Here is a 24,717-nt window from a genome sequence, read left to right on the forward strand (position 1 = left end):
TTATATTATATGACCGGGTAGTCATAATTTCAAGAGAAATTTTTAAGGGGATGTTGCAGATATGGCACAACTCCAATAAAAAATGCTATGTGATTTCATAATAAATCCATAGCATTTTAATTTATCTGATTTTATTGTCTGTTCTATTTCTTCTGGAATTTTGCTTCTCTCTTTTCAAGGAAAGCACTCATACCTTCTGTTTTATCCTGGGATGCAAAAGGAGCTGTAAAGGCTTCAATTTCCATAGCACTGGCAGTTTTCATATCAAGACCGTAACCATTATTTATGGCAGTCTTTGCAGCTGCAATCGCTATAGGGGCTTTTGACATAATCGTTTTAGCAATTTTTTCTGCAGTTGCCATCAGTTCTTCCGGTGGAACCATTTTTTCAACAAGGCCAATTCTGTAAGCTTCGTCAGCAGTAATCATTTCTGCAGTCATAATCAAATATTTTCCCATGCTTTTTCCAACAAGTCTTGGAAGTCTCTGTGTTCCGCCAAAACCAGGAATGATACCAAGGTTTACTTCAGGCTGACCAAATTTAGCTTTTTCTGAAGCAATTCGGATGTCACAAGCCATGGCAAGTTCGCATCCTCCGCCAAGAGCAAAACCATTTACCGCAGCGATAATTGGTTTTTCAATGCTTTCCATGTAATTCATGAGCTTATGACCTAAAATCATCATGTTTCTGCCTTCAATGGCATCAAGAGAATGCATCTGGGCAATATCTGCTCCAGCTACAAAGGCTTTTCCTTCACCAGTTAAAATAGCTGAACAAATATCATTGTTTGTTTCAACTTCAGTAAATGCAGCATAAAGTTCGTTCAAAACATCCATATTCAATGCATTCATTGCCTGAGGACGGTTAATCGTAATAAATGCAATTTTATCTTTTACCTCAAATTTTAAGCTTTCGTACATAGTAAAAACTCCCTTTCATCTGTGATATATTTTATACAACCATCATAACACTTTGGTTGTATTATGGCAATATTAACAAGATAGATAATATTTTCCCAAGGATTAGTGACATAATTATACACAAAAACCAGACAGAAATACAAATGATTTTCTTTTCATGTTTGAATAAAATAATCATTGAGGCCAGGCAGGGCACAAATAAAGTAAGCATTACTGTACATATAAATATCTGGGGTTCTGTGAAACCTCCATTGGAAAATAAGGCTAAAAGGCTGGCTGCCCCTAAATCTTTTTTTATAATACTTAGAATAAATATAGCTGCTGATTCTGCTGGTAGTTTTAAAAAGTTACAAAACACAGGTGCTGTAAAAATACAAAGCTTATGTATCAGTCCAAAATAATAAAGAATGGAAACAATTATATTTCCAACAGCAAAGGGTACTGCGGTTTCCACTAAAAAACTGATACTGCTGCGAACAGACTGACAGAGTAGGGGCAGAAGCTTGGGAACCATAAAATAATAACGACACTTATATTTATGAGAGCAATTGCGTTGAGAATGACAATCTCCAGGAAACAGTAAATTCAACAGGTAACTTATTATTAAAAATATAAGAGAGATGATTACAATATAAGCCAATAAATACTTTTTACTGGTCTGAAAAACTAATACTGTATTGATGACTAACTGGGCAGAACATGGAATAATCAGGCAAAGAAGGATTTGAGCAATTCTTCTTTCACGGGCATTACCTGTCAGCTGTAAAGCACCTAATGCCACAGTAACACAACCGAATCCCAGAAGAAGGGGCAGTAATGTATTTGAGGAAAGACCTAATTTATTTAACCTTCTGTCCATTTTAAAGGATAAAATTTTTAATAAATTCGATTCCACCAGAAATAATTGCAAAAGATAAAAAGATGTTATAATTGGAAATAAAATTTTAAATAAAAAATACGGTACGATTGTAAACAATCCAAAATCACCATAAAGAATGTATGAAATAAGAGAATACACGTCATTTGTCATATTCATTTTAGGTTTTTAAACCTCCCATATTGTGGTATACTTATATAGAAAATATGCACAATGTGCTGATTGCAGAATAAGAAGGGCGGATATATTTATGAATTCCATGACAATTTTTGCACTGATTGTATTTATGAGCCTGTGTATAATAGGGGTAAATATAATATTATATTTATCAATGAAAGGACAAACCTTACATATAAAAGAAAAATCAGATAAAGATATAAACCAGATCAGGATGGAACTGTTAAACGAAATAAAATCCACCAGACAGGAGACTCTGCAGTTTATTCAAAGCAGCTTTAAAGCCATGGGAGACATGGTGGCAGGAAACCAGAAGGAGTCTGCAGAAGCGCAGGATATGAGACTGGCACAGCTGAACAGACAGTTTAATGACATGACTATGCTAAATGAACATAAACTTGAAAACATCCGTAAAACCATGGAAACAAGACTGGCTGCATTACAGGAAGAAAATAACAGACAACTGGAAAAGATGAGAAATACTGTGGATGAAAAATTGCAGAAAACTCTGGAAGACCGGATAAGTCAATCTTTTAAACTGGTAAGTGAGAGGCTGGAACAGGTATATAAAGGTCTGGGAGAAATGCAGACCTTAGCTTCTGGAGTAGGAGACCTGAAGAAAGTTTTATCAAATGTTAAGACCAGAGGAATTCTGGGAGAGATTCAACTGGGAGCCATATTAGAGCAGATTTTATCTAAAGACCAGTATGAAGAAAATATAAGAACGAAAAGCAGCGGGACGGAAAGAGTAGAGTTTGCCATTAAGCTTCCAGGAGATCAGGATGGGGTGGTTTACTTACCTATTGATGCTAAATTTCCAGCAGATGCATATAATAAACTTGTTGATGCCTATGATTCGGGAAATACTCTGGAAATTGACGAAGCAGCAAAGGGTCTGGAAAGAGCAATAAAAAAGGCTGCAAAAGATATTCATGAAAAATATGTTGAGCCTCCAGCAACCACTGATTTTGCTATCATGTTTTTACCTTTTGAAGGCCTTTATGCAGAAGTGGTCAGAAGAGGGCTTGTGGAGGTACTTCAGAGAGAGTATAAAATTAATATTGCAGGACCTACTACTATGGCAGCACTTCTTAACAGTCTGCAGATGGGATTCAAGACTCTGGCTATACAAAAACATTCCAGTCAGGTCTGGGATATTTTAGGGGCTGTAAAAACAGAATTTGATAAATTTGGTAGCGTTTTAGAAGCAACACAGCAGAGAATAAATCAGGCAAATGCTGAATTAGATAAACTGATTGGAACCAGAACCAGAAGCATTCAGAGAAAACTCAGAGGAATTACTGGTTTAAATGAACTGGAGAGCACTTCAATATTGGATTTAGAATCTGGCAATTTAATCGGATATTTAAATAATGAAGAAGAGGAATAAACGTAGATGAGAATTTTTGCTATTGCGGATTTACATTTATCCTTTGATGAACGTGTGGAGAAACCCATGGACATTTATGGAGGGCAGTGGGTGAATCATACGGATAAGTTAAAGGAAAACTGGGAAGAAACAATTACAATGGACGACATAGTCCTGATACCAGGGGATATTTCATGGGCCTTGAAAAAGGAAGAAGCTCTGGCAGACTTGGACTGGATTCATAATTTGCCTGGGAAAAAAATAATCACAAAGGGAAACCATGATCTTTGGTGGACTGGGATAGGCAAGTTAAATAAGCTTTATGAAGATATAACTTTCCTTCAAAATGATTTTTATGCTGCAGGGGAAATAGCTATTTGTGGCAGTCGCGGCTGGGTATGTCCCGGCAGTGATGAATTTGGCCCTCATGACAATAAAATTTATGAAAGAGAGCTGTTAAGGCTGGAATTCTCTTTATCAGCAGCAGAAAAATCCGGGTTTAAAAAAATAATGGGAATGCTTCATTATCCTCCTACCAATGATAGGATGCAGAACTCAGGATTTACGGAATTATTCTCAAAATATGGAGCAGAGAAAGTCGTTTATGGACATCTGCATGGAAAAGAAGGATATAAAAACGGGTATAAAGGTGTTATGAATGGAGTGGAGTATAATCTGGTATCCCTGGATTATCTGCAATGTAAGCCGCTTCAAATAATATAAAAAGGAGAGTGCGAAAATGAAAAGAGTAACATTAATCGTCTTAGATAGTCTCGGTGTAGGTGAACTTGCAGATGCAGAAAGCTACGGAGATAAGGGCGCAGATACACTGGGACACATTGCGGACAATATGGAAAGCTTTAATATCCCCCATTTAAGAAAACTGGGATTTGGAAACATTCAGGGTGCAGCAGGGGGACGGCTGACTGTGGAAGCACCAGCAGGGGCTTTTGGTAAGCTAAGAGAGAAATCCAAGGGCAAAGATACCATTACAGGACATTGGGAAATAGCGGGACTCTATACTGAAATACCGTTTAAAACATATCCAGACGGCTTTCCTGAAGAATTTATGAAGGCGTATGAAAAGGCTATCGGAATCGAAACTCTGGGAAATTATGCTGCATCGGGTACGGAAATTATTGAAGACTTAGGACCTGAACATGAGTCTACTGGAAAACCTATCGTCTATACTTCTGCTGACAGTGTGTTTCAGATTGCAGCCAATACAGCGGTTATTCCACTTAACAGGCTATATGAAATTTGTGAAATCGCAAGAAAAATGCTGGTTGGTGACGTGGCTTGCGGAAGAGTTATAGCAAGACCTTATATTATTGATAGTGAAGGAAAGCGGACCAGGACTTCTGAAAGAAGAGATTATGCAGTTTCACCAAGTGGAAAGACTGTTCTGGATAAAGTAAAGGCCACAGGAAAAACCGTTTATACAGTGGGAAAAATCAGCGACATTTTTAATGGGCAGGGTGTGACCACTTCTGTACATACAGAAGATAACATGGATGGAGTAGATAAAACCATACAGGCATTAGAGAAGGATTTTGATGGTTTTATATTTACTAATCTTGTGGATTTCGATTCAAAGTTTGGACATAGAAGGGATGTAAAAGGATATGGTAAGGCCATTGAGGCTTTTGACGCAAGGCTGCCGGAAATTATGGCAGCTATGGGGGATGAAGATGTACTGATTCTCTGTGCGGACCATGGAAATGATCCGGTACATACTGGCTGGGATCATACAAGAGAACATATACCTGTTGTTATTTATGGAAAAGAAATTAAAGAAGGAATAGATTTGGGCGTAAGAGAATCTTTTGCCGATATTGGTGCTACTATTGCCGAAATCTTAGAAGCGGAAAAGACTGAAATTGGAGAGAGCTTTCTGTCTTTAATAAAAGCATAAATACGTTTAGTAAAGGGGGTCCAGAAAATGAATATGAATGATATTATTGGTAAGAAAAGGGATGGCGGAAAGCTTAGTCAGGAAGAAATAGAGTATATTGTAAAAGGGTATACGGAAGGAAGTATACCTGATTATCAAATGTCAGCTCTGCTGATGGCTATATATTTTCAAAAAATGGATAAAGAAGAGACTTTTAATCTGACCCGGGCCATGAAGTACTCTGGCGATGTAGTTGATTTGTCTGAGATAGATGGCATTAAGGTTGATAAACACAGTACAGGCGGAGTTGGTGACAAAACTACACTGGTTGTGGCACCTCTGGCTGCAGCATGTGGAGTACCTATTGCAAAAATGAGCGGAAGAGGACTGGGTTTTACTGGGGGTACAGTTGATAAAATGGAATCTATCCCCGGCTTCCAGACTTCAATTGATGCAGATAAATTCATGGGACAGGTAAATAACATTGGGCTCTCTGTTATAGGACAGACTGGTCATATTGCACCGGCTGACAAGAAAATTTACGCCTTAAGAGATGTAACGGCTACAGTTGGAAACATGAGCCTGATTGCCTCCAGCATAATGAGTAAAAAACTGGCTTCCGGAAGTGATGCAATCGTTTTAGACGTAAAATGCGGGGATGGAGCTTTTATGGAAAGCTTTGAGGATGCCTGCATTTTAGGAGAGATGATGGTTGAAATTGGTAATGCAGACAAAAAGAAAACGATTGCCGTTATAACTGATATGAACCAGCCTCTGGGTCAGGCTGTGGGAAACAGCTTAGAAGTAATAGAAGCAATAGATACACTGAAAGGCAAAGGCCCTGGGGATATAACGGAACTTTCACTCATGCTGGCAGGAATCATGATTTATGCGGGAAATAAGGCTGAAAGCAAGGAGCAGGGTTATTTAATGGCTCAAAAAGCACTTGAGAGTGGAGAGGCGTTAAAAAAACTGACTGAATTTATTGAAGGGCAGGGAGGAAATCCTGAAGTAATAAATGATTACAGCTTATTCCCACAGCATACCTGTACGAAGCAAATCATTTGTAATAAATCTGGTTATGTGAGCAAAATTGCAGCTAAAGCTATTGGTCTGGCTTCACAGCACTCGGGAGCGGGAAGAGCTACAAAAGAAGATACAATAGATTTATCAGCAGGTATTTATCTTTATAAAAAGGTTGGAGACAAAGTATCTTCCGGTGATATTCTGGCAGAAATTTACGGGAATGATGTAGAAAAAGTTGCCAGAAGTGAAGAAGAAGCGGAAAGAGCTTTTATCATTTCTGAAAGTGCTCCGACAAAAGAGAAACTAATCAAGAAAATCATCATTTAATAGATTTTTAATCCATTTTTTATGAAAGAGATAAAGTGATGTATAAAGGACAAACTGTAGAATGGTTAAGACTTGATAATGCAGGAAAGATTTTCCCTTCTACCAGTGGAAAACGAAATACTAGTGTATTTCGTTTTTCCTGCGAGCTTTATGAGAATGTAGAACCTGAAAAATTGCAAAAAGCTCTAGAAATAACAACAGAAGAATTTCCGCATTTTTTAAGTGTTTTAAGAAGTGGGGTATTTTGGCATTATCTGGAGATAAGCAGCTTAGTACCAAAAGTGCACATAGAAGACAGAGAAATCTGCAGTCCCATTTTCAGCAGGTATAACCGGGGACTACTTTTTGATGTCTCTTATTATGGGAACAGAATTAACCTGGAGGTTTATCATGTACTGGCAGACGGAACAGGTACTCTTCATTTTTTAAAAGCTTTGATTTATAATTATATCATTTTGATTCATAATAAGCTTAAAGAAAATCCAGCCCTGAAGCCGCCGTACACAGCACCATATTCTTCAAGAATGGAGGATGGATTCAGAAAATATTATAGAAAAGAAATTAGAAAACGTTCTTTAAAACCTCAAAAAGCCTACAAAATTAAAGGAAATAAAACTATTCCAGGTACTTATGTATGCATTGAAGGAGTTATGGACTGTACTCAGGTTATACAGCTTGCAAAGCAATATGGCGCCTCACTGACAATTTTTCTAACAGCACTTTTGGTTAAGTCAATACATAAGGAAAGGCAGAGGTCCAAAGAGGATCAGGATATTGTAGTCACAGTTCCTGTAGACTTAAGAAAATATTTTCCCTCAGACACAGTTAGAAATTTTTTTGGAAATATTCGTGTTTCTCATAATTTTGAAAAAAACGGTGGAGAAATAACGGACATAATAAAATCTATAAAAAATGGATTTAAGGAAGAACTAACGGAAGACAAGCTAAGCAAAAGATTGAGTCGGCTGATGTATTTCGAAAGGCATAAAGCCATACGCATGATACCTTTATTTTTTAAAAATTGGATACTTAAAAGTATTAGGAGAGTTTCTGACTCGGAAGAGACCACAGTGATTTCCAATGTGGGAAAAGTGGAACTTCCAGATGTTTTAAAGCCGTATGTTAAACTGATAAATGTATTTGTAGGGACAAGCGGGATTCAACTTTGTGCCTGTACTTACGAAAATTATTTAAGTGTAACCTTTTCGTCCGTTTTTTTAGAAACAGATATACAACGTAATTTCTACAGAAGTCTTACTGAACAGGGGCTGGAAGTTGAAATTAGAAGTAATTTAGTGGAATAACAAGGGAGGAAAATTTTATGCTATACTGTGAGTATTGTAAAGTTAAGGTTGCAGGCCTTCACAAAAAATGCCCCCTGTGTCACTGTAATCTGTCGGGAGAATCTCAGGATGATTTACCACAGTACCCTATGATAAAAAGTGAGATTAGTAAAGTTTATTTTATTTTCAAATTAATGAAGTTGGCAGCCATATCTGCCTGTGTAGTCAGTGTTCTTATAAATTATATTTCATATAAGCAGACTATGTGGTCAGCATTTGTAATAGCGGGACTTGCCTGCGGATGGCTCTTGATGACTATAGGTATAAAAAGAAAAGCTAATTTGATTAAACTATTACAATGGGAACTTTATATAACCTGTGGCCTGGCTGCCCTATGGGACTATTTTACGGGCTGGCACCGATGGTCCATAGAATTTGTATTACCCTGTAGCTGTATAGCATGCATGGTTTCCATTGCTATTTTATCTGCTATTTTAAAAAAGCAGCCTAGTGAATACCTGATTTATCTAAATTTAGTGAACATACTGGGATTTGTTCCTATTGTTTTTTTTATGTTGGGCTGGTTACAAATTGAGCTCCCGTCAGCAATTTGTGTAGGATGCAGTTTTTTGTTTTTAACGGGAATTGTTTTGTTTAAAAGGCATGCTGCCTATGGTGAAATAAAAAAAAGACTTCATGTATAGCAGCAATTTAGTATAGATTAAAGATTATTTTTAGAAAGGGAGATGTAACTGATAATGAATACGATTTTTAATGACTTCCCAAATCATGACAGATTTAAGTTCCCAGAGGGTTTGTCCAGAGTAACTGCAGGAAAGGGTGGAGAGGCTATCCTGGTGTTTGGCAGTGATAAGACCTTTTTAGTAGATTGTGGTATGGCATATTGCGGTGACAGAGTTGTGAGAAATATTGAGTTTGCATTAGCTATGAATGACCGCCATACTCTGGATGGAATTTTGCTGTCTCATTCCCATTACGACCATATAGGAGCATTACCTTATGTTAAAAAAAGATGGCCAGAGGCTGTGGTATATGGCGCGGCCAAGGCTAAAAAAGTATTTTCAAGACCTGGTGCAAGAGCTCTAATGAAAGAACTTGGAACAGCGGCAAGGGATTTGTATTCAGAAACCCAAAATGAAATTTTAACAGATGGGCTTGAAGTAAATGTAGTAGTAGGAGACGGTGATGAAATTTCCATTGGTGATGAGTACTTTAAGGTGCTTGAAACAAAAGGTCATACAGATTGTTCACTGACTTACGTTCTGGAACCAAGAAAAATTATGTTTGCAAGTGAAAGTACCGGAGTTTTAGAAAATCCTCAGTTTGTGCACACTGCTATATTAAAAAGTTATAAGGACAGTATTTATTCTGCACTAAAATGTAAAGCTTACGGACCAAAGTATATCATATGTCCACACTTTGGTATTTTGCCGGAGTATTTTACGGATGAATATTTTGACCTGTATATTAAAAGTGCGGAATATAAAAAGGATTTTCTGCTGGATTTATACAAAAGGGGATTTAGTGATGAACAGATACTGGCAGAATACACAAAATACCATTGGTCAGAGGGAAGGGCAAATGAACAGCCAAAGGAAGCTTTTACAATTAATGCCAAGCACATGATAGATGTTATTCTGAAAGAATTTAACTAGGAAAAAACAAAAGACCACCAGCATTATACACTGGGGGTCTTTTATGTTGTTATAGTTCGTACTTCTTCTATGGCCTCTGCTCCATCTTTTAAAACAGATAAAGTGGCAAGAGTATCAGCCAATTGAACGAACATAGCTGATAAAACCGCAATTTCTTTTTCTGATTTATCCTCTGCAATTATGTTTGCGACAGCAGTTATAAACACTGTCACCTGGCATGGAGTCATAGTATACGCACCTCATTATAGTATACGCCCGTCAGTCGATATGGTTACTACCTGCCAAGGAATCATTTTTCCACTGTTAACCAGGGCCTGCTTTACAGCACCTTCAATACCGCCGCAGCAAGGAACTTCCATACGAACTACCTTTATACTTTTAATGTCATTGTTTTTTATGATTTCTGTAAGTTTTTCACTGTAATCTACAGAATCAAGTTTCGGGCATCCTACAATTGTCACATGGTTTCTGATAAATTCCTGGTGGAAGTTACCATAGGCAAAAGCTGTGCAATCTGCTGCCACTAATAAGTTGGCACCATCAAAATATGGAGCATTTACCGGAACCAGTTTAATCTGAATCGGCCATTGAGAAAGCTGTGAATCCATAGATGGATAATTTTCCGCTACCTGATGGGAAATACTCTGGTTTCTGTTGATTGCTCTTGACTGGGTACCAGGGCATCCACAAGGCAGTGGCTTCTGATTTGCAGATTTACTTGCCATTACAGCCTGTTCATCATAGGCAGAAGCTTCACGTTCTTCAAAAGAAATTGCATTGGTAGGGCATACAGGCAGACAATCTCCCAGACCATCACAATAGTCATCCCGGATTAATTTAGCTTTGCCATCTACCATTGCTATAGCACCTTCGTGGCAGGCTTCTGCACACAGACCACATCCATTACATTTTTCTGTATCAATTTTTATTATTTTTCTGATCATAATTATATCCTCCATCTTGTTTTTTTATAATTAATTGTTTTATGCGATTTAATTTATTGTCATTGACTTTATATGCTTATACTACTATACTACAAGAATAGAATCTGTTGTTTTTACAACAAAGAGGTGAAAAATGAAAAAATATTTATACATTTTAAAAAATAATCCTTTGTTTGCAAGAATTGATGAAAATGATCTGGAGAGTATGCTGGTATGTCTTTCGGCAACGGTAAAAGATTATAGTAAAAATGAAATTATTCTTATGGCAGGAGATAAAATAAGCAAAGTTGGAATCGTAGTAGAGGGAAGTGTGCAGATTGTTAAAGAAGATATATTAGGAAATCGTAACATTATTGCACAAATTGATACAGGACAAATTTTTGCTGAGGCGTTTTCCTGTGCTGTTACAGAAAAATTACCTGTAAGTGTTATTGCCAGCGCCAACTGTACAGTTATGTTTATTGATTACAAAAGAATTATTTACACCTGCAATAATTCTTGTATTTTCCATCATAAATTATTGGAAAATATGCTGGGTATATTAGCAAGGAAAAATATCCTCTTAAACAATAAAATAGAACATATTTCAAAACGTACTACCCGGGAAAAAGCATTGTCTTTTTTGTTTTCACAAGCCCAGCAGCAGGAGAAAAGAGCCTTCAGAATTCCGTTTAACAGACAGGAACTGGCCGATTATCTTTGCGTTGACAGAAGTGCACTTTCCAATGAACTGAGCAAACTCAGAGAGGAAGGTATAATTGAATTTAACCGGAATGAATTTCAACTTTTGATTGACGAATTTAATTAAATCTGGGGGAAATAAAGTGTTAATAAATAAAAATATAAAAAATATGTTTGCGTTTAGGGTTTTAATAATCTTTGTGATGTTATCAGTGGCCTCTGTGGTAGGATACATATTTACATATATGGGATTATCAGAGACTAATGTGGCTCTGGTTTATATCCTGGCTATTCTGCTCATAACCTGGGCAGCCACTGGATATATCACTGGGATTGTGGCTTCTGTTATAGCTACCTTTACTTTTAATTATTTCTTTGCAAAACCATATTTTTCATTTTCTGAAGATAATGTTAATTATTTGATGACATTTATCATTATGATAATCACTTCATACATTACAAGTACATTAACCTCGAAAATGAAAAATAATGCCTTTGAAGCCAGACAAAAGGAGGCGGAAGCCACTGCTCTTTACAGCCTTAACACCAGATTAACCTGCGCCAGTGATATAAATGATATGGCTCAGATTTCTGCCAGCGCCGTTAGCCTTAGTTTTGATTGTGAAGCAGAGTGCTTATGTTTCTATAAATCGGATAAATATAAAAAAATCAGAGAAAAAATTGAAAATTTAGAGACGATATATGATGAGGGAGAAAAATTTTGGGATTGGCCTATTTATGGAAATGAAAATCCTCTGGGGGTTATTCGTATTCCATCTGGTAAAGCTAAAACCATGAATGAAGATCAGAAAAGCCTTTTGAAAGTGATGATTGAGAGTATAGCTTTGGCCATGGATCGCTGGCAGGCTTCTCAGAAACAGATGGAAGCGGATGCAGAGATTGTTCAGGAAAGGTACCGAACAAATCTGCTAAGATCTATTTCTCACGATTTAAGAACACCTTTATCTGGTATAATCGGGACTTCTGAAATGCTTCTGGATATGATTAATGAAACCGATGAGAAATATCAAATGATCAGAGGAATCTATAATGAAGCTGACTGGTTACACGGACTTATGGAAAACATATTAAGTCTTACCAAATTAGATGATGGAAGGCTGACCATAGAAAAACAAAATGAAGCGGTAGAAGAAATTGTTGGAGGGGCGGTATCTCATATAAGCAGGAGATTTCCTGACTATGAGATTAAGGTAAAGGTCCCGGAGGAATTGCTGCTGGTACCTATGGATGCAAAACTTATTCAGCAAGTCTTAATGAATTTACTTGATAATGCAGTGAAACATACTCCTAAAGAAAAAGAAATAAGTGTTTCTGTCATAGAAGATAAGGAGGAAAGCAGTGCAGTATTTACTGTAAAAGACCAGGGGAATGGTATAAAAAACGAGGACGTATCCATTATTTTTAAGCCATTTTATACTTCCAGAGGAAAGCTGGCAGATGCTCACAGGGGAACCGGATTAGGTCTTACCATCTGTGAAGCCATTGTGAAGGCTCATGGGGGGCAGATAGAAGCACGTAACAGTTCAGATGGAAAAGGCGCAGAATTTATTTTTACACTGCCAATGGAGGTAAAGAAAAATGAAAAACATGAATATAAATATTCTGATAGTAGAAGATGACCCGCAGATTAGAAACTTTATCGCATATGCATTGAATGGTGAGGGCTTTGCTCATAAGGCTGCAAATAATGGGAATAATGCTCTAAGTTTACTTGTATCAGAAAAATTTGATTTGCTGCTTTTAGACCTGGGGCTTCCGGATATTGATGGAACCACAATTATAGAAAAGGTGAGAGAATGGTCCGATATGCCAATTATTGTTGTGTCTGCCAGAGATCAGGACCGAGAAAAAGTATCTGCCTTAGATATCGGTGCAGATGATTATCTGACAAAGCCTTTTTCTTCAGCTGAACTAATGGCAAGAATCAGAGTTGCTCTGAGACATGTGAGTAAATTAAATAAGGAAAAAGAAAATTCTGTATTTAAGGTGGGAGAATTGCAAATGGATTTGAATAAAAGGATTGTAGAACTGGAAGGCAGTCAGATTCATGTAACTCCTATGGAATATAATCTGCTAGCATTATTCTTTAAAAATATTGGTAAGGTACTCACCACAGGTTATATTTTAAAAGAGGTGTGGGGGGTTGATTATAATAGTGATACACAGGCACTTCGGGCATTAATGGCAGCCCTTAGAAGAAAAATTGAGAAGAACCCTGCTAAGCCAAGGTACATAATGACTGAAGTCGGAGTGGGATACAGAATGATTGATGAATAATGAATTAAAAAACCGTTTTATTAAAGACGGTTTTTTTAATTCTCACAGGTTTCTCACAGGAATAGTATTTATCTCACACCATCCTCACAGCAAAAGTGCTATAATTAGCATAAAGTAATTTAGGTAGTTGAAATTGTATTAATTTTGATTGCATTATTTTAAAATATGGATATAATATAATTCATGCTATGCAGACATAGATAAAACAATTTTTCTATGCTTGGATAGTTTATATTTTTGTTTGATAAAAAGAAGGAAAAAAGACTGTTATGTTATCTAAAATGGAAAAATTGTTTACACCGATACAGATTATAGCTTATGGCTTTTTAGCCGCCATTTTACTGGGTTCATTTTTACTGGTTTTACCAGTTTCAGCAAAAGCGGGGCAGCAAACCGCTTATATTGACGCATTGTTTACAGCCACCACTTCTATATGTGTAACTGGCCTTACTACTGTGACAACAGCTGAACATTGGAGTTTGTTTGGACAGATTGTTATTTTATGCCTGATTCAGTTTGGAGGTCTGGGTGTTATAACCGTTACAACTTCCATCCTGCTTCTGTTGCATAAAAGAATCACACTGACAGAGAGAATTCTGATACAGGATGCCTATAATCTGAATACATTGGGGGGCTTGTTAAGCTGACCATCCGTGTACTGAGGGGAACTTTCATTATTGAAGGGATAGGTGCTATCTGCTTTGCGTTTCATTTTATACCGGAGTTTGGCCTGATATCGGGCATTTGGAAATCCATATTTCACTCCATATCGGCGTTTTGTAATGCTGGTATTGATTTAATCGGTTCCAACAGTTTTGCACCATACGCAGATAATGTTCTTATAAATCTAACTACGATGACTTTAATTGTAGTAGGAGGTATCGGCTTTCCAGTCTGGTGGGACGTGGTAAGAGTAACGAGAAAATTAGTAGAAGAAAAATTAAGTTTAAGAGTGTTTTTTAAAAAACTGGAACTTCATTCTAAAGTAGCTATTGCGTCAACACTTACACTTATTATCGGTGGAGCCATTCTGATTTTTGCTTTGGAATATTCTAATAATAGTACAATTGGGACAATGCCCGCATGGGAAAAAATCATGGCATCATTCTTCCAATCTATCACCACGAGAACCGCTGGATATTTCACGATTTCACAAAGCGGCTTGCGGGAATCAACAGCTTTTGTGTGCATCCTATTGATGTTTATTGGTGGATCTCCTTCTGGAACCGCAGGTGGTATTAAAACAGTTACCATGGCAACTATTTTGATTTCTACATGGGCGGTTATTAAGGGAAATCAGGATGCAGAATTGTTCCATAGAAAAGTTAGTGCTGCTTACTGCAGGAAAGCCCTGGCAGTTTCCTGCTTTAGTTTGCTGGTACTGATTTCTTCAACATTATTATTGTCTGTAGTAGAAAATGCAGATTTTCTGGATATAATGTACGAAACCACATCAGCAATAGGAACGGTAGGACTTACACGGGATTTGACACCCACATTGTCTGTGTTAGGTAAAATAATTATCATAATGACCATGTATTTAGGACGTATTGGTCCTATTACGCTGGCATTGATATTGAATCCACAAAAGACCAATAAGCGAAAATTGACATTACCAGAAGAGGCAGTTTTAATTGGTTAAATTCATGGAAATCATATGAATATGGAAACATTGAAATTTAGTAATAGTATTATAAAAAAATATGAGCCGTTTCTTTCGGCAGCAGGAGGAAGATAAATGAATAAAAAACAGTTTGTGATATTTGGCTTAGGGCGTTTTGGAAAAAGTGTGGCCACAACATTGTCAGATAATGGCTGTGATGTTTTGGTAATAGATGCAGATGAAAATTCTGTGAATGAGATGGCCGATTATGTAACTTATGCTGTTAAAGCAGATGCTACAGATACAGAGGCACTAAAATCTTTAGGAATCAGCAATTTTGATGTTGCAATTATTGCAATGGGCGAAAACCTTGAAGCCAGTGTAATGGCTACTATATTCGTAAAAGAAGTAGGCGTACCCTACGTTCTTGCAAAAGCACAGAATGATCTACAGGGCCGTATTTTGAAGAAGCTGGGAGCAGATATGGTAGTATATCCTGAAAAGGAAACCGGGGTTAGAATTGCTAACAGCCTTCTCATTAATACCTTGTTTGATGCGGTAGAATTACCTTCTAATTATAGTATGATGGAATTAGATGCATTGCCTGAATGGATTGGAAAGAGCTTCCACGAATTAGATTTAAGAGCAAGGCTGAAGATTAATGTAATTGGTATCAAGTCCAAAAAACAGTTGAATATTAATCCCGATCCCGATGAAGCAATTGCAGAGGGCGATGTTCTTATTCTGATTGGCAAAAATGAAGTACTTAATAAGCTGGCTTTAATGCATAAAAAAGTAGAAATAAAATAAATTAACAAAATAATGGATATAGCCTTTAAATTTTGTTATGCTGTAAATAAATAACTTTAAGGAGTGAAGAGCATGACAAAGAAGCCTAAGATTATAATAAAAATGATAGACAAAGTAGGAAGTGGCGCTTGCCATTATGGACATAAAATTGGTGATACTTTTGACTTTGATAAAGACAGAGGCAGTATGTGCCCTATGATGGTACATACTGCTTTTCCGTATATAGATATACTGAGGTATGGTGGCAGCATACCGGGAGGCGAAAATCCAGATAAATGTAAATTTTGCTGCCCAGATGCAGATGTGATAAATATATTTGAGATAGAAAGAGTATAAACTTAATAAGTTATGTAACCATAATGGTAATAATATAGAATTTATCCATTTTTTCGAGAGAATCTAAGAATAATAATAACGGATTAAAAATATCATAATAATAGTGTAACTGACTTGAACACATGAGCAGGGCAGGGAGGGAAATTATGAGTATTTTTAATAGAAATTCTGATAAAAGAAAATTTGTAAAAAAGTTCGACCGGCTAAAAAAGAGGGCAATAGTAGCAAAAACTATGCATAAGGTCACCATAATAAGGATTATGTCTATATTTATGGTAGGACTGCTCGTTGTCGGTGGTGGTGCTATTGGTATTAGTACAATCATCCCAGATGATATAAACAATACAGCCAGCAGCAACGGTAATGAAATGTTGTCTGTAGATAAAGCGGCAAGTGCTAAAACCGTTGACAATGGTAGTGCCGCTACTTCGGGCAGTGCTGCAAAAGTTGACCCAAAATCTAAGAATTCAGGAGATATAAATGATTCGGGGTTAGTTGTGGATGCAAAGGCAGCAGTACTAATGGATGCAGGCAGCGGTACTGTTTTATTTTCACAAAATGGTGCCGACCGTCTTCCTCCGGCCTCTGTTACCAAAGTAATGACTATGCTGCTTGCCATGGAAGCAATAGACCGGGGGCAGGTTAAGCTGACAGATATGGTTACCATCTCCGAACGGGCGGCTTCCATGGGTGGATCACAAATGTATATGGAGCCAGGAGAGCAGCATCCATTGGAGGACTTGATGAAAGGCATCTCTATGGTGTCGGCTAATGATGCATGTGTTGCTGTTGCAGAATATCTTTCTGGAAGTGTTGAAATCTTTGTGGAGAATATGAATGCAAAAGCAAAAGAGCTGGGCATGGAAAATACTCATTTTGCAAATACAAATGGACTCCCTGTAGCAGATCACTATACAAGTGCTCACGATATTGCCATAATGTCCTGCCAGCTGATTAAACACCAAAAAACCCATGACTGGTTTACAAAATGGCAGGATAAAATGATGGTAGGGCTGCCAGGAAAGCAGACAGAATTTGGGCTGACCAATACAAACAGACTGATAAAACAGTATACAGGTGCAAACGGAATAAAAACAGGATTCACTCAGGAAGCAGGCTATTGTTTATCCGGTTCTGCTACCCGGGATGACATGACATTGATAGCAGTTGTACTGGGATGTCCGAGTTCTAAAGTCCGTTTCGCTGAAGCTGGAAAACTTCTTGATTATGGTTTTGCTACTTATGACACCGTGAAACTGGCAGAAAAAGGAGAACCCAATGGGTTGATTGAAATAGAAAAAGGAGAACCGAGTCAAATCAATGCAGTGGCAGGTGAAGATATTTCAATACTAGTTAAAAAGGGAGAAAAAGATTCTGTAACTTTTAAAGTAGAGCAGGATAAGAAAATTAAAGCACCTGTTAAAAAAGGTGATAAGGTTGGAGAGATAGTAGTTTATCAAGACAAGAAAGAACTTGGCAGGTATCCTCTGGTAGCAGAAGAGTCATCCCAAAAGGCAAGTCTGGCACAGTTATATCAGAGACTGATAAAAAATCTGGCACAATAAGTATTTTAAAAGCAGTTGGAATTTCCAACTGCTTTCATTATTTTCTAGTGATATGGTTACAATACTTTTATTATCCTTTGAAGAATTATGTTATACTTTTATTATAATATGCGAATGGCAAAGTAAACGGGAATAAATAAGAAGTTTAAGGAGGCGGTGAAAATGAATTATAAGAGTACTTTGATTGTTGTGGAAGATATTGAAAAATCCAAAAGATTTTATCAGGACGTATTGGGTTTGAATGTTGTAGAAGATTTTGGTTCCAATGTGGTTTTAAAGGGAGGCATTGCCTTGCAGACAGTTAAGACATGGGAAGACTTTATCCATATGAAGGAAAACAGAATCAAATTTGGAAATAATGCCGGGGAACTATATTTTGAAGAAGATAATCTGGATGATTTTTTAAAAAAGCTTAAAACTATTAAGGACATTGATTATGTACATCCCTTGAAAGAACATTCATGGGGCAGAGGGTGATAAGATTTTATGATCCGGATAAACATATTATCGAAGTGGGAGAAAACATGAATATCGTTGTCAAACGGTTTTTAGAAAGTGGTTTATCCATTGAAGACACTGCTTTAAGGATGGATGTGTCCATTTCTTATATTAAATCCCATTTAGAGTAAATGGAGATAGAAAATGATTTATGATAACATAAAACCGGCCCGATTTATTTCCAGGCCCAACAGGTTCATAGCAAATATTGAGATTGATGGGAAAAGGGAAATATCTCATGTGAAAAATACAGGCAGATGCAGAGAATTTTTAATTGAAGGAGCAGAAATTTATGTGCAGAAAGCAGAGAGTGTTACCCGCAAAACCAAATATGATCTTATTTCTGTATATAAAGGAAAACGTCTGATAAATATGGATAGCCAGGTTACTAACAAAGTGGTACAGGAGCGCCTGCAGGAAGGTTTTTTGTTTGATAATATTACATTAATAAGACCTGAGAGTAAATATAAGAATTCCCGTTTTGATTTTTATGTTGAAGCAGAAGAACGGAAAATTTATATTGAGGTAAAGGGTGTAACTTTAGAAGAAAATGGAGTGGTTATGTTTCCTGATGCACCCACAGAAAGGGGAGTAAAGCATCTTAGGGAATTAGCAGAATGCATACAGGATGGATTTGAAGCCTATGTGATTTTTGTGGTTCAAATGGCGGATGTTAAGATATTTAAGGCCAATGAAAAAACCCATAAGGCTTTTGCTGAAATGCTTACTAAGGTTCACAATGAGGGCGTAAATGTTTTGGCATATGAATGCGCCGTTACAAAAAATAGTATAAGAATGACCAGACAACTACCTGTTATTGTTTAAACTTCATTAATTTTTCACAAAACTCTTATGAGATTTTCGTATTTATGTTCTATTGTTTATATAACACATAAATTAAAATCAACTTGATTGTGTTATAAAAGAAAGGAACATTCTATGAAAAAAATTTTTGCAATGGCTTTGGCGGTATCTCTAATTATCTCCTCTTTTGCAGGATGTAGTAATACTTCAGCCCAGAAATCGATTAAAGAAGCGAAAGTGGAATACCAGGAAAAATTATTAGATGATACCAGGGTACATAATATCAACGTAGAAATACCTCAAGATGACTGGAATGAATTGTTGAAAAATCCATTGGATAAAACTAAATATAAAGTTAATGTTACTGTTGACGGTGAAAAATTTTCTGATGTTTCCTTTGCAACAAAAGGAAATACTTCATTAAGTCAGATTGCCAGTGATGATTCTTCAAACAGGTATAGTTTTAAGATTAACTTTGGTAAATATGTAGATGGGCAGAATTATTACGGTCTGGATAAATTAAATCTGAATAATATTATGTCTGATGCTACTTACATGAAAGATTATCTGAGTTATGATATCATGAGGGAAACTGGGGCAGCAGCTCCATTGACCAGCTTTGTGAACATTACTGTAAACGGAAAAGCCTGGGGCTGTATCTGGCTGTGGAAGATGTAAGCGATTCATTTATCACGAGAAATTATGGAGAAAATCAGGGAGAGCTATACAAGCCAGAGAGTGAACAATTAAATAATCTTGGAAAAGGGCAGAAAGGAATGATTCCTCCGCAGGAACTATCGCCAAAAGGACCAGAGGGGATAAAGGATTTGCTGGTGGATTAAGCAATGGTGCAAGTTTGGCTTATACGGATGATAAGCTGGAAAGTTACAGTGATATATTTGATAACGCAGAGACGGATGCAACGGACAAGGATAAACAGAGAGTGATAAAGGATTTGAAGCAGCTGAGCACCGGTCAAAATCTGGATACTTGTATAGATGTAGACTCTGTTATAAAGTATTTTGTTGCTCATAACTTTGTGGATAATTATGACAGTTATACGGGAAATATGCTTCACAATTACTATCTATACGAGAATAAAGGTAAGCTGTCTGTTATTCCATGGGATTACAATTTAGCCTTTGGTGCCTTTGGTGGAGCGGGAATGAAGAAACCAGAGAATCAAACTGCACAAGGAAGCAGCCCTACTGCAGACAATGCCACTGCATTGGTAAATTATGCAATAGATACACCCCTTTCAGGAGTCAGTGAGAAAGACAGACCACTATGGAGTGCTATCATTAATAACGGGGAATATAAGGAACGTTATCATAAATATTTTGACCAATTGATAGCGGATTATTTTGAATCAGGAAAGTTCCAGAAAAAAATCACATCCGTATATGAAATGATTCGTCCTTATGTGAAAAATGATGCTACTGCTTTTTATACAGTGGATGAATTTGATAAAGCATACAACACATTACAGAAATTTTGCAGCCTGAGAGCAGAAAGCATCAGGAAGCAGCTAAATGGAGAAATTCCAGCTACTACGGAAGGGCAACAGGCAGAAGGTGTTCAACTGGTTGATGCAGGTACACTGAAAATCTCGGATATGGGTTCTCAAAAGGGTGGAGGGCCTGTGCCTAATCAGGATGATGATAATATAAAATCCATGAAAGAACAAAAAAGTAAAGGATAATTAACCAAAACGGTTTTGGGTGCTGTTGTACTTGGAACCGTTTTGTCATATAATAAATATAATAAAACCAATCATTATTGATAAATGAATAATAGCTGAAAGGGAGGACGAGAAGATGAAAAAGTTTTTAAGCATTATGGTTGTACTATTATTATCAGTAGTTGTTTTTACAGGGTGTCATGATAAAAGTGATCAGAATCAGGTAAAAACCAAACAAAAACCTCTGGTGGTTGCTATGGAACTGACTCACCCCCCATTTGAAAGAAAAGATGACAAAGGAAATCCCGATGGAATCAGTGTGGAGTTTATCAAAGCATTTGGTGAATATGTGGGGAGAGATGTTAAGATTGAAAGTGTTTCTTATGACAGTCTGATTCCTGCTCTGCAAAAGAAAAAAGCGGATATGGTTATATCCTCCATGACAATTACAGACGAAGGAAAACAACTGGTTGATTTTTCCGAGCCATATGCCAATGTTATGTCAGCGGTACTGGTGGATAAAGATTCAGATATTACATCCATTGAGAGTCTCAATCAAAAAGAAAAAAAAGTTGTTGTTATAGCCAATTCAACAGGATATATTTTTGCACAGAAAAATCTGCCCAATGCTGAAATTATAATACTCCCAGATAAAAAATCATGCACTTCAGAACTAATAAATGGAAATGCAGATGGCTTTATTGACAATCAATTAACTATTTATGACGGCTGGCAGGAAAACCCTGAAACAACAAAGCTGATACCCATAGAAAATCAAACTGCTTCAGAGTGGGGAATTGCTATTCAGAAGGGAACACAGAATTACTAGCCCAGATAAATGAGTTTATTGACACCTATAGGATAAATGGTGGATTTATTAAATTAACTAATAAATATTTATTAGAAGAAAAAGAAGGCTTTGATAAATTAGGATTTAAATGGATTTTTACCATGGATTAATAATTCATGGCAGTTGTCTCCGTTTCAGCTAATTCCAGTAAGAAGAATAATATGTGAAATAAAGATAAAGATAATATAATAAAAAAGCATCATTTATGATGCTTTTTTATTGGCAGGATTTCTATTTGAACTAAAACGCATTTATAGTATAATATATTCAGGAAGCTAAAAAACAGAAATGAGGAGAGCTGTCATGAAAAAAACAGTGATTTTTTTAGGGGCAGGAGCATCTAAGGCTGATGGTGCACCCTTGCAAAGAGAACTTTTTAAGTCATATTTCAAGGCATGTGATGATGAGAAATTAAATAAAAGCTTTGATATAAAGCATAGCAATGTGAAAGAACTCCTTGACCGTTATTTTAAAAATTTTTTTGAGTTCAGTGATAATTTTAATTACAGAGATGCAGTCTTTCCAACTTTTGAAGAAGCTCTTGGTATCCTGGATTTAGCCATTGAACGAAATGAGAAATACAGAAGCGAATTGGGAAATCTGTATAAATACAGAACTGCATTAATTTTTTCAATGGCGCAGGCTATTCAGTATAAAATTGAAGCCTCTCAAAATTGTATTCAGGGAGAAAGCCATTCAAAATTAATTGAAAATTTAACGAAAGAAATCCCGAAAGGGAATATTGCATTTATTTCTACTAACTATGATATTATTTTAGATAATGCACTTGGGAGTAAATTTGATCTGGATTATGGGTTTTATCATTCAGAGGATTTCCATAATATTGAAAATGGTGTAAAGCTTTTGAAAGTTCATGGCTCCTTAAACTGGAAATACTGTCCGGTTTGTAAACACATAGATGCCAAAATAGAACCAAAGGGTACCTTGTCTATTGTGGATAATCCTGGTGCTGCAAAGTGCGATTATTGTAATGCTGATGCAGAGTATATCATTATACCCCCAACATATTATAAAGATATGCGCAATGTTTATCTGGCAAATATCTGGGACAATGCAGAAAAACTTCTAAGAGAGGCTGAGCATGTGGTTTTTTCAGGATATTCTCTGCCTAGTGCAGATATGCATATAAAGTACCTGTTAAAGAGAGCAGAACTAAACCGGGATAAAGATAGCAGATTTAAAGCTACTGTGATTAATTATTATCCAAATAAAATACTGGGTGCCATACAAAAAGAAGAAAACCGATATAACCGTTTTTTCAAAAATACCAGTGATATAAATTATATTAGAGAAATGTCTTTTCAGGATTTTGCACAAAATCCTTTTGAGGTTCTTGAATAAGTAAAAGATAAGGAATAAAAAATGAGAAAGAAACAGATAAATGCAGTAGGTCTTACCTGCCCGCAGCCTGTGATACAGACGAAGAATGCATTAGAGAGCATGGAAAACTGCGGGTTGCTTGAAGTACTTGTTGACAATGATATAGCAGTGAAAAATGTAATGAAGTTTGCCAACAGCAGAAATCTGAAGGCATCCTGTCAGAAACAGAATGAACACCAGTATAGCATTCAAATTCTGGTTTCTGAAAAGGAAAAACCCCAAGACTCTGCTGCAAATGGAGAATGTGCCATTACATATGAAAATAGTTTAAATAATATAGTGGTACTTTCATCCAGCAAAATGGGTGAGGGGGATTCTGAGCTGGGGAACGTTTTAATGAAGGGCTTTATATTTGCTCTGACACAACTTGAAAAACTCCCAGAGACGGTAATTATGTATAATGGAGGAGCTAAACTTGCTATAGAGAATTCCCCTTGTCTAGAAGATCTGAAGACACTTGAAAAGTTAAATGTAGAGATTTTAATCTGTGGTACATGCTTAAAGCATTATGGGATTGAAGACAGCCTCGCAGTGGGTAATGTAACAAATATGTATACAATAGCAGAAAAAATGATGAATGCCGGTAGCATTATTAAGCCATAAAAGAAGGAAAAGGTATGAAGACAGATAAATCAGCAAAGGAAATCAAACTGACAGAACTTTCAAAATCAGCAGGATGTGCAGCTAAACTGGAACCGGGAATACTATCCAGAATATTAAATAAACTGCCAAAGAATACAGATGAAAATTTAATAGTAGGTACAGAAACTTCTGATGATGCCGCAGTATACAAAATCTCAGAAGACCTGGCTATTGTGCAGACTTTAGATTTTTTCCCTCCCATGGTAGATGAGCCTTACCTCTTTGGGCAGATTGCAGCTGCCAATGCTTTAAGTGATATTTATGCCATGGGTGGAACTCCCATTACAGCTTTAAATATTGTAGCTTATCCAAATTGTCTGGGAGAAGAAGTTTTAGGAGAGATACTAAGAGGCGGTGCAGATAAAGTAAGAGAAGCTGGTGCTGTTATTGCAGGGGGCCACTCCATTAACGATGAAGAACCGAAATATGGTCTAAGTGTAACCGGTGTGGTAAATCCTAAAAACATAAGAAAAAACTGGGGGCAGTATCTGGTGATGTGCTTATATTAACAAAGCCCCTTGGATGTGGTCTGGTAAATACAGCAATTAAAGCTGGAATGGCTTCTGATGAAGCTTTAAAAGAAGCCGTCACAAGTATGGTAACCCTGAATAAAAAAGCAAAGGAAATCTTTGATCAGTTTGATATTCATGCCTGCACTGATGTGACCGGGTTTGGCCTTGCAGGTCATGCACTGGAAATGGCTTCAGCAAGCGATGTGACTTTTGAAATAGATATGAAAAATCTTCCCATCATTTCTGAGGCATTATGTTATGCAGAAATGGGATTAGTGCCAGAAGGTACCTACAGAAACAATCAGTTCGTAAGTTCAGAAGTTGATTTTGGCCTTCTGACAGAATCGTACAAAGATGTAGTCTGTGATCCTCAAACCTCAGGGGGCCTGCTAGTAAGTGTGGCAAAAGAACAAAGTAATGAGATAATGAAAAGACTGCACCAGGCAATACCAGATATAAAAATGGGGGTTATTGGAAGAGTATTAAACAAAGAAGAAAAGAACATTATTTTTTGTAATGATTAATATATAAGGAGCAAAGATG

The 24,717-nt window shown here is 36.7% G+C and carries 25 protein-coding genes and 3 pseudogenes; 24 read left to right on the forward strand and 4 right to left on the reverse strand.

Annotation, left to right across the window (positions count from 1 at the left end; all coding sequences use genetic code 11):
* Positions 1-143 precede the first annotated feature (143 nt).
* Together Ami3637_RS14155 and Ami3637_RS14160 are read right to left on the reverse strand one after the other, a co-directional pair.
* The gene (locus Ami3637_RS14155; RefSeq protein ID WP_162363125.1) at positions 144-920 is read right to left on the reverse strand and encodes an enoyl-CoA hydratase-related protein; all 777 of its coding nucleotides are present in this window, start codon (positions 918-920) and stop codon (positions 144-146) included.
* A gap of 61 nt (positions 921-981) precedes the next feature.
* Complete coding sequence (locus Ami3637_RS14160; RefSeq protein WP_162363126.1) at positions 982-1,956, reverse strand: nucleoside recognition domain-containing protein; 975 nt, start codon at positions 1,954-1,956, stop codon at positions 982-984.
* A 100-nt stretch (positions 1,957-2,056) separates the two neighbouring features.
* Between Ami3637_RS14160 and Ami3637_RS14165 the strand changes: the two genes are divergently transcribed.
* The 7 genes from Ami3637_RS14165 to Ami3637_RS14195 are packed head-to-tail and all read left to right on the forward strand — an operon-like array spanning position 2,057 to position 9,549.
* Positions 2,057-3,364: a DNA recombination protein RmuC gene (locus Ami3637_RS14165; protein WP_330586665.1), complete on the forward strand. Its 1,308-nt coding sequence runs from the start codon at positions 2,057-2,059 to the stop codon at positions 3,362-3,364.
* A 6-nt stretch (positions 3,365-3,370) separates the two neighbouring features.
* Positions 3,371-4,066, forward strand: a complete 696-nt coding sequence (locus tag Ami3637_RS14170; protein WP_162363128.1) for a metallophosphoesterase — start codon at positions 3,371-3,373, stop codon at positions 4,064-4,066.
* 16 nt (positions 4,067-4,082) lie between these two features.
* Positions 4,083-5,258: a phosphopentomutase gene (locus tag Ami3637_RS14175; protein WP_162363129.1), complete on the forward strand. Its 1,176-nt coding sequence runs from the start codon at positions 4,083-4,085 to the stop codon at positions 5,256-5,258.
* Between the two features lie 27 nt (positions 5,259-5,285).
* Positions 5,286-6,590, forward strand: a complete 1,305-nt coding sequence (locus tag Ami3637_RS14180) for a pyrimidine-nucleoside phosphorylase (RefSeq protein WP_162363130.1) — start codon at positions 5,286-5,288, stop codon at positions 6,588-6,590.
* A 38-nt stretch (positions 6,591-6,628) separates the two neighbouring features.
* A complete protein-coding gene (locus tag Ami3637_RS14185; RefSeq protein WP_162363131.1) occupies positions 6,629-7,894 on the forward strand; it encodes a condensation domain-containing protein in 1,266 nt (421 codons plus the stop codon).
* A 17-nt stretch (positions 7,895-7,911) separates the two neighbouring features.
* Positions 7,912-8,577: a DUF6320 domain-containing protein gene (locus Ami3637_RS14190; protein ID WP_162363132.1), complete on the forward strand. Its 666-nt coding sequence runs from the start codon at positions 7,912-7,914 to the stop codon at positions 8,575-8,577.
* A gap of 54 nt (positions 8,578-8,631) precedes the next feature.
* Positions 8,632-9,549: an MBL fold metallo-hydrolase gene (locus Ami3637_RS14195; protein WP_162363133.1), complete on the forward strand. Its 918-nt coding sequence runs from the start codon at positions 8,632-8,634 to the stop codon at positions 9,547-9,549.
* Between the two features lie 41 nt (positions 9,550-9,590).
* Here Ami3637_RS14195 and Ami3637_RS14200 read toward each other — a convergent pair whose 3' ends face one another.
* Together Ami3637_RS14200 and Ami3637_RS14205 are read right to left on the reverse strand one after the other, a co-directional pair.
* On the reverse strand, positions 9,591-9,761 hold the full coding sequence (locus tag Ami3637_RS14200) for a DUF6774 domain-containing protein (RefSeq protein WP_162363134.1): 171 nt from the start codon (positions 9,759-9,761) through the stop codon (positions 9,591-9,593).
* A gap of 30 nt (positions 9,762-9,791) precedes the next feature.
* Complete coding sequence (locus Ami3637_RS14205) at positions 9,792-10,493, reverse strand: ATP-binding protein (RefSeq protein ID WP_162363135.1); 702 nt, start codon at positions 10,491-10,493, stop codon at positions 9,792-9,794.
* A 133-nt stretch (positions 10,494-10,626) separates the two neighbouring features.
* Here Ami3637_RS14205 and Ami3637_RS14210 point away from each other — a divergent pair, with 133 nt between their 5' ends.
* The 17 genes and pseudogenes from Ami3637_RS14210 to selD all read left to right on the forward strand — a co-directional run bounded on the left by Ami3637_RS14210 (position 10,627) and on the right by selD (position 24,698).
* Positions 10,627-11,301 carry a Crp/Fnr family transcriptional regulator gene (locus tag Ami3637_RS14210; RefSeq protein ID WP_162363136.1) on the forward strand — a complete coding sequence of 225 codons (675 nt, stop codon included), beginning with the start codon at positions 10,627-10,629 and terminating at the stop codon, positions 11,299-11,301.
* 16 nt (positions 11,302-11,317) lie between these two features.
* On the forward strand, positions 11,318-12,814 hold the full coding sequence (locus tag Ami3637_RS14215; protein WP_243158028.1) for a sensor histidine kinase: 1,497 nt from the start codon (positions 11,318-11,320) through the stop codon (positions 12,812-12,814).
* Positions 12,774-13,472, forward strand: coding sequence for a response regulator (locus Ami3637_RS14220; RefSeq protein ID WP_162363137.1), 699 nt, complete (start codon positions 12,774-12,776; stop codon positions 13,470-13,472). The genes Ami3637_RS14215 and Ami3637_RS14220 overlap by 41 nt, the downstream gene beginning before the upstream one ends.
* A 281-nt stretch (positions 13,473-13,753) precedes the next feature.
* On the forward strand, positions 13,754-14,119 hold the full coding sequence (locus Ami3637_RS18010; RefSeq protein WP_279286675.1) for a potassium transporter TrkG: 366 nt from the start codon (positions 13,754-13,756) through the stop codon (positions 14,117-14,119).
* A gap of 29 nt (positions 14,120-14,148) precedes the next feature.
* A complete protein-coding gene (locus tag Ami3637_RS14225) occupies positions 14,149-15,114 on the forward strand; it encodes a potassium transporter TrkG (RefSeq protein ID WP_330586939.1) in 966 nt (321 codons plus the stop codon).
* A gap of 96 nt (positions 15,115-15,210) precedes the next feature.
* Positions 15,211-15,885: a potassium channel family protein gene (locus Ami3637_RS14230; RefSeq protein ID WP_162363138.1), complete on the forward strand. Its 675-nt coding sequence runs from the start codon at positions 15,211-15,213 to the stop codon at positions 15,883-15,885.
* 72 nt (positions 15,886-15,957) lie between these two features.
* Positions 15,958-16,221 (forward strand): TIGR04076 family protein, encoded by a 264-nt coding sequence (locus Ami3637_RS14235; protein WP_162363139.1) that lies wholly within the window; start codon positions 15,958-15,960, stop codon positions 16,219-16,221.
* A 146-nt stretch (positions 16,222-16,367) separates the two neighbouring features.
* Positions 16,368-17,786, forward strand: coding sequence for a D-alanyl-D-alanine carboxypeptidase family protein (locus tag Ami3637_RS14240; protein WP_162363140.1), 1,419 nt, complete (start codon positions 16,368-16,370; stop codon positions 17,784-17,786).
* 162 nt (positions 17,787-17,948) lie between these two features.
* Positions 17,949-18,256, forward strand: a pseudogene (locus Ami3637_RS14245) (VOC family protein); the annotation flags it as partial.
* 3 nt (positions 18,257-18,259) lie between these two features.
* Positions 18,260-18,415: a hypothetical protein gene (locus Ami3637_RS18770; RefSeq protein WP_330586669.1), complete on the forward strand. Its 156-nt coding sequence runs from the start codon at positions 18,260-18,262 to the stop codon at positions 18,413-18,415.
* Between the two features lie 13 nt (positions 18,416-18,428).
* Positions 18,429-19,109 (forward strand): DNA/RNA nuclease SfsA, encoded by a 681-nt coding sequence (sfsA, locus tag Ami3637_RS14250; RefSeq protein ID WP_162363141.1) that lies wholly within the window; start codon positions 18,429-18,431, stop codon positions 19,107-19,109.
* Positions 19,110-19,241: 132 nt separating this feature from the next.
* Positions 19,242-19,930 (forward strand): annotated as a pseudogene (locus tag Ami3637_RS18015) (CotH kinase family protein).
* Positions 19,931-19,944: 14 nt separating this feature from the next.
* Positions 19,945-20,790 (forward strand): CotH kinase family protein, encoded by an 846-nt coding sequence (locus Ami3637_RS18020; RefSeq protein ID WP_162363143.1) that lies wholly within the window; start codon positions 19,945-19,947, stop codon positions 20,788-20,790.
* A gap of 115 nt (positions 20,791-20,905) precedes the next feature.
* Positions 20,906-21,598 carry a transporter substrate-binding domain-containing protein gene (locus Ami3637_RS14270; RefSeq protein WP_243158029.1) on the forward strand — a complete coding sequence of 231 codons (693 nt, stop codon included), beginning with the start codon at positions 20,906-20,908 and terminating at the stop codon, positions 21,596-21,598.
* A 324-nt stretch (positions 21,599-21,922) separates the two neighbouring features.
* A complete protein-coding gene (locus Ami3637_RS14275) occupies positions 21,923-22,981 on the forward strand; it encodes an SIR2 family protein (RefSeq protein WP_162363144.1) in 1,059 nt (352 codons plus the stop codon).
* 21 nt (positions 22,982-23,002) lie between these two features.
* Positions 23,003-23,623, forward strand: a complete 621-nt coding sequence (gene yedF, locus Ami3637_RS14280) for a sulfurtransferase-like selenium metabolism protein YedF (RefSeq protein ID WP_162363145.1) — start codon at positions 23,003-23,005, stop codon at positions 23,621-23,623.
* Between the two features lie 14 nt (positions 23,624-23,637).
* A pseudogene (gene selD / locus Ami3637_RS14285) lies at positions 23,638-24,698 on the forward strand (selenide, water dikinase SelD).
* Positions 24,699-24,717: the final 19 nt, after the last annotated feature.

This window comes from Aminipila terrae, from assembly GCF_010120715.1.
GTDB lineage: Bacteria > Bacillota > Clostridia > Peptostreptococcales > Anaerovoracaceae > Aminipila > Aminipila terrae.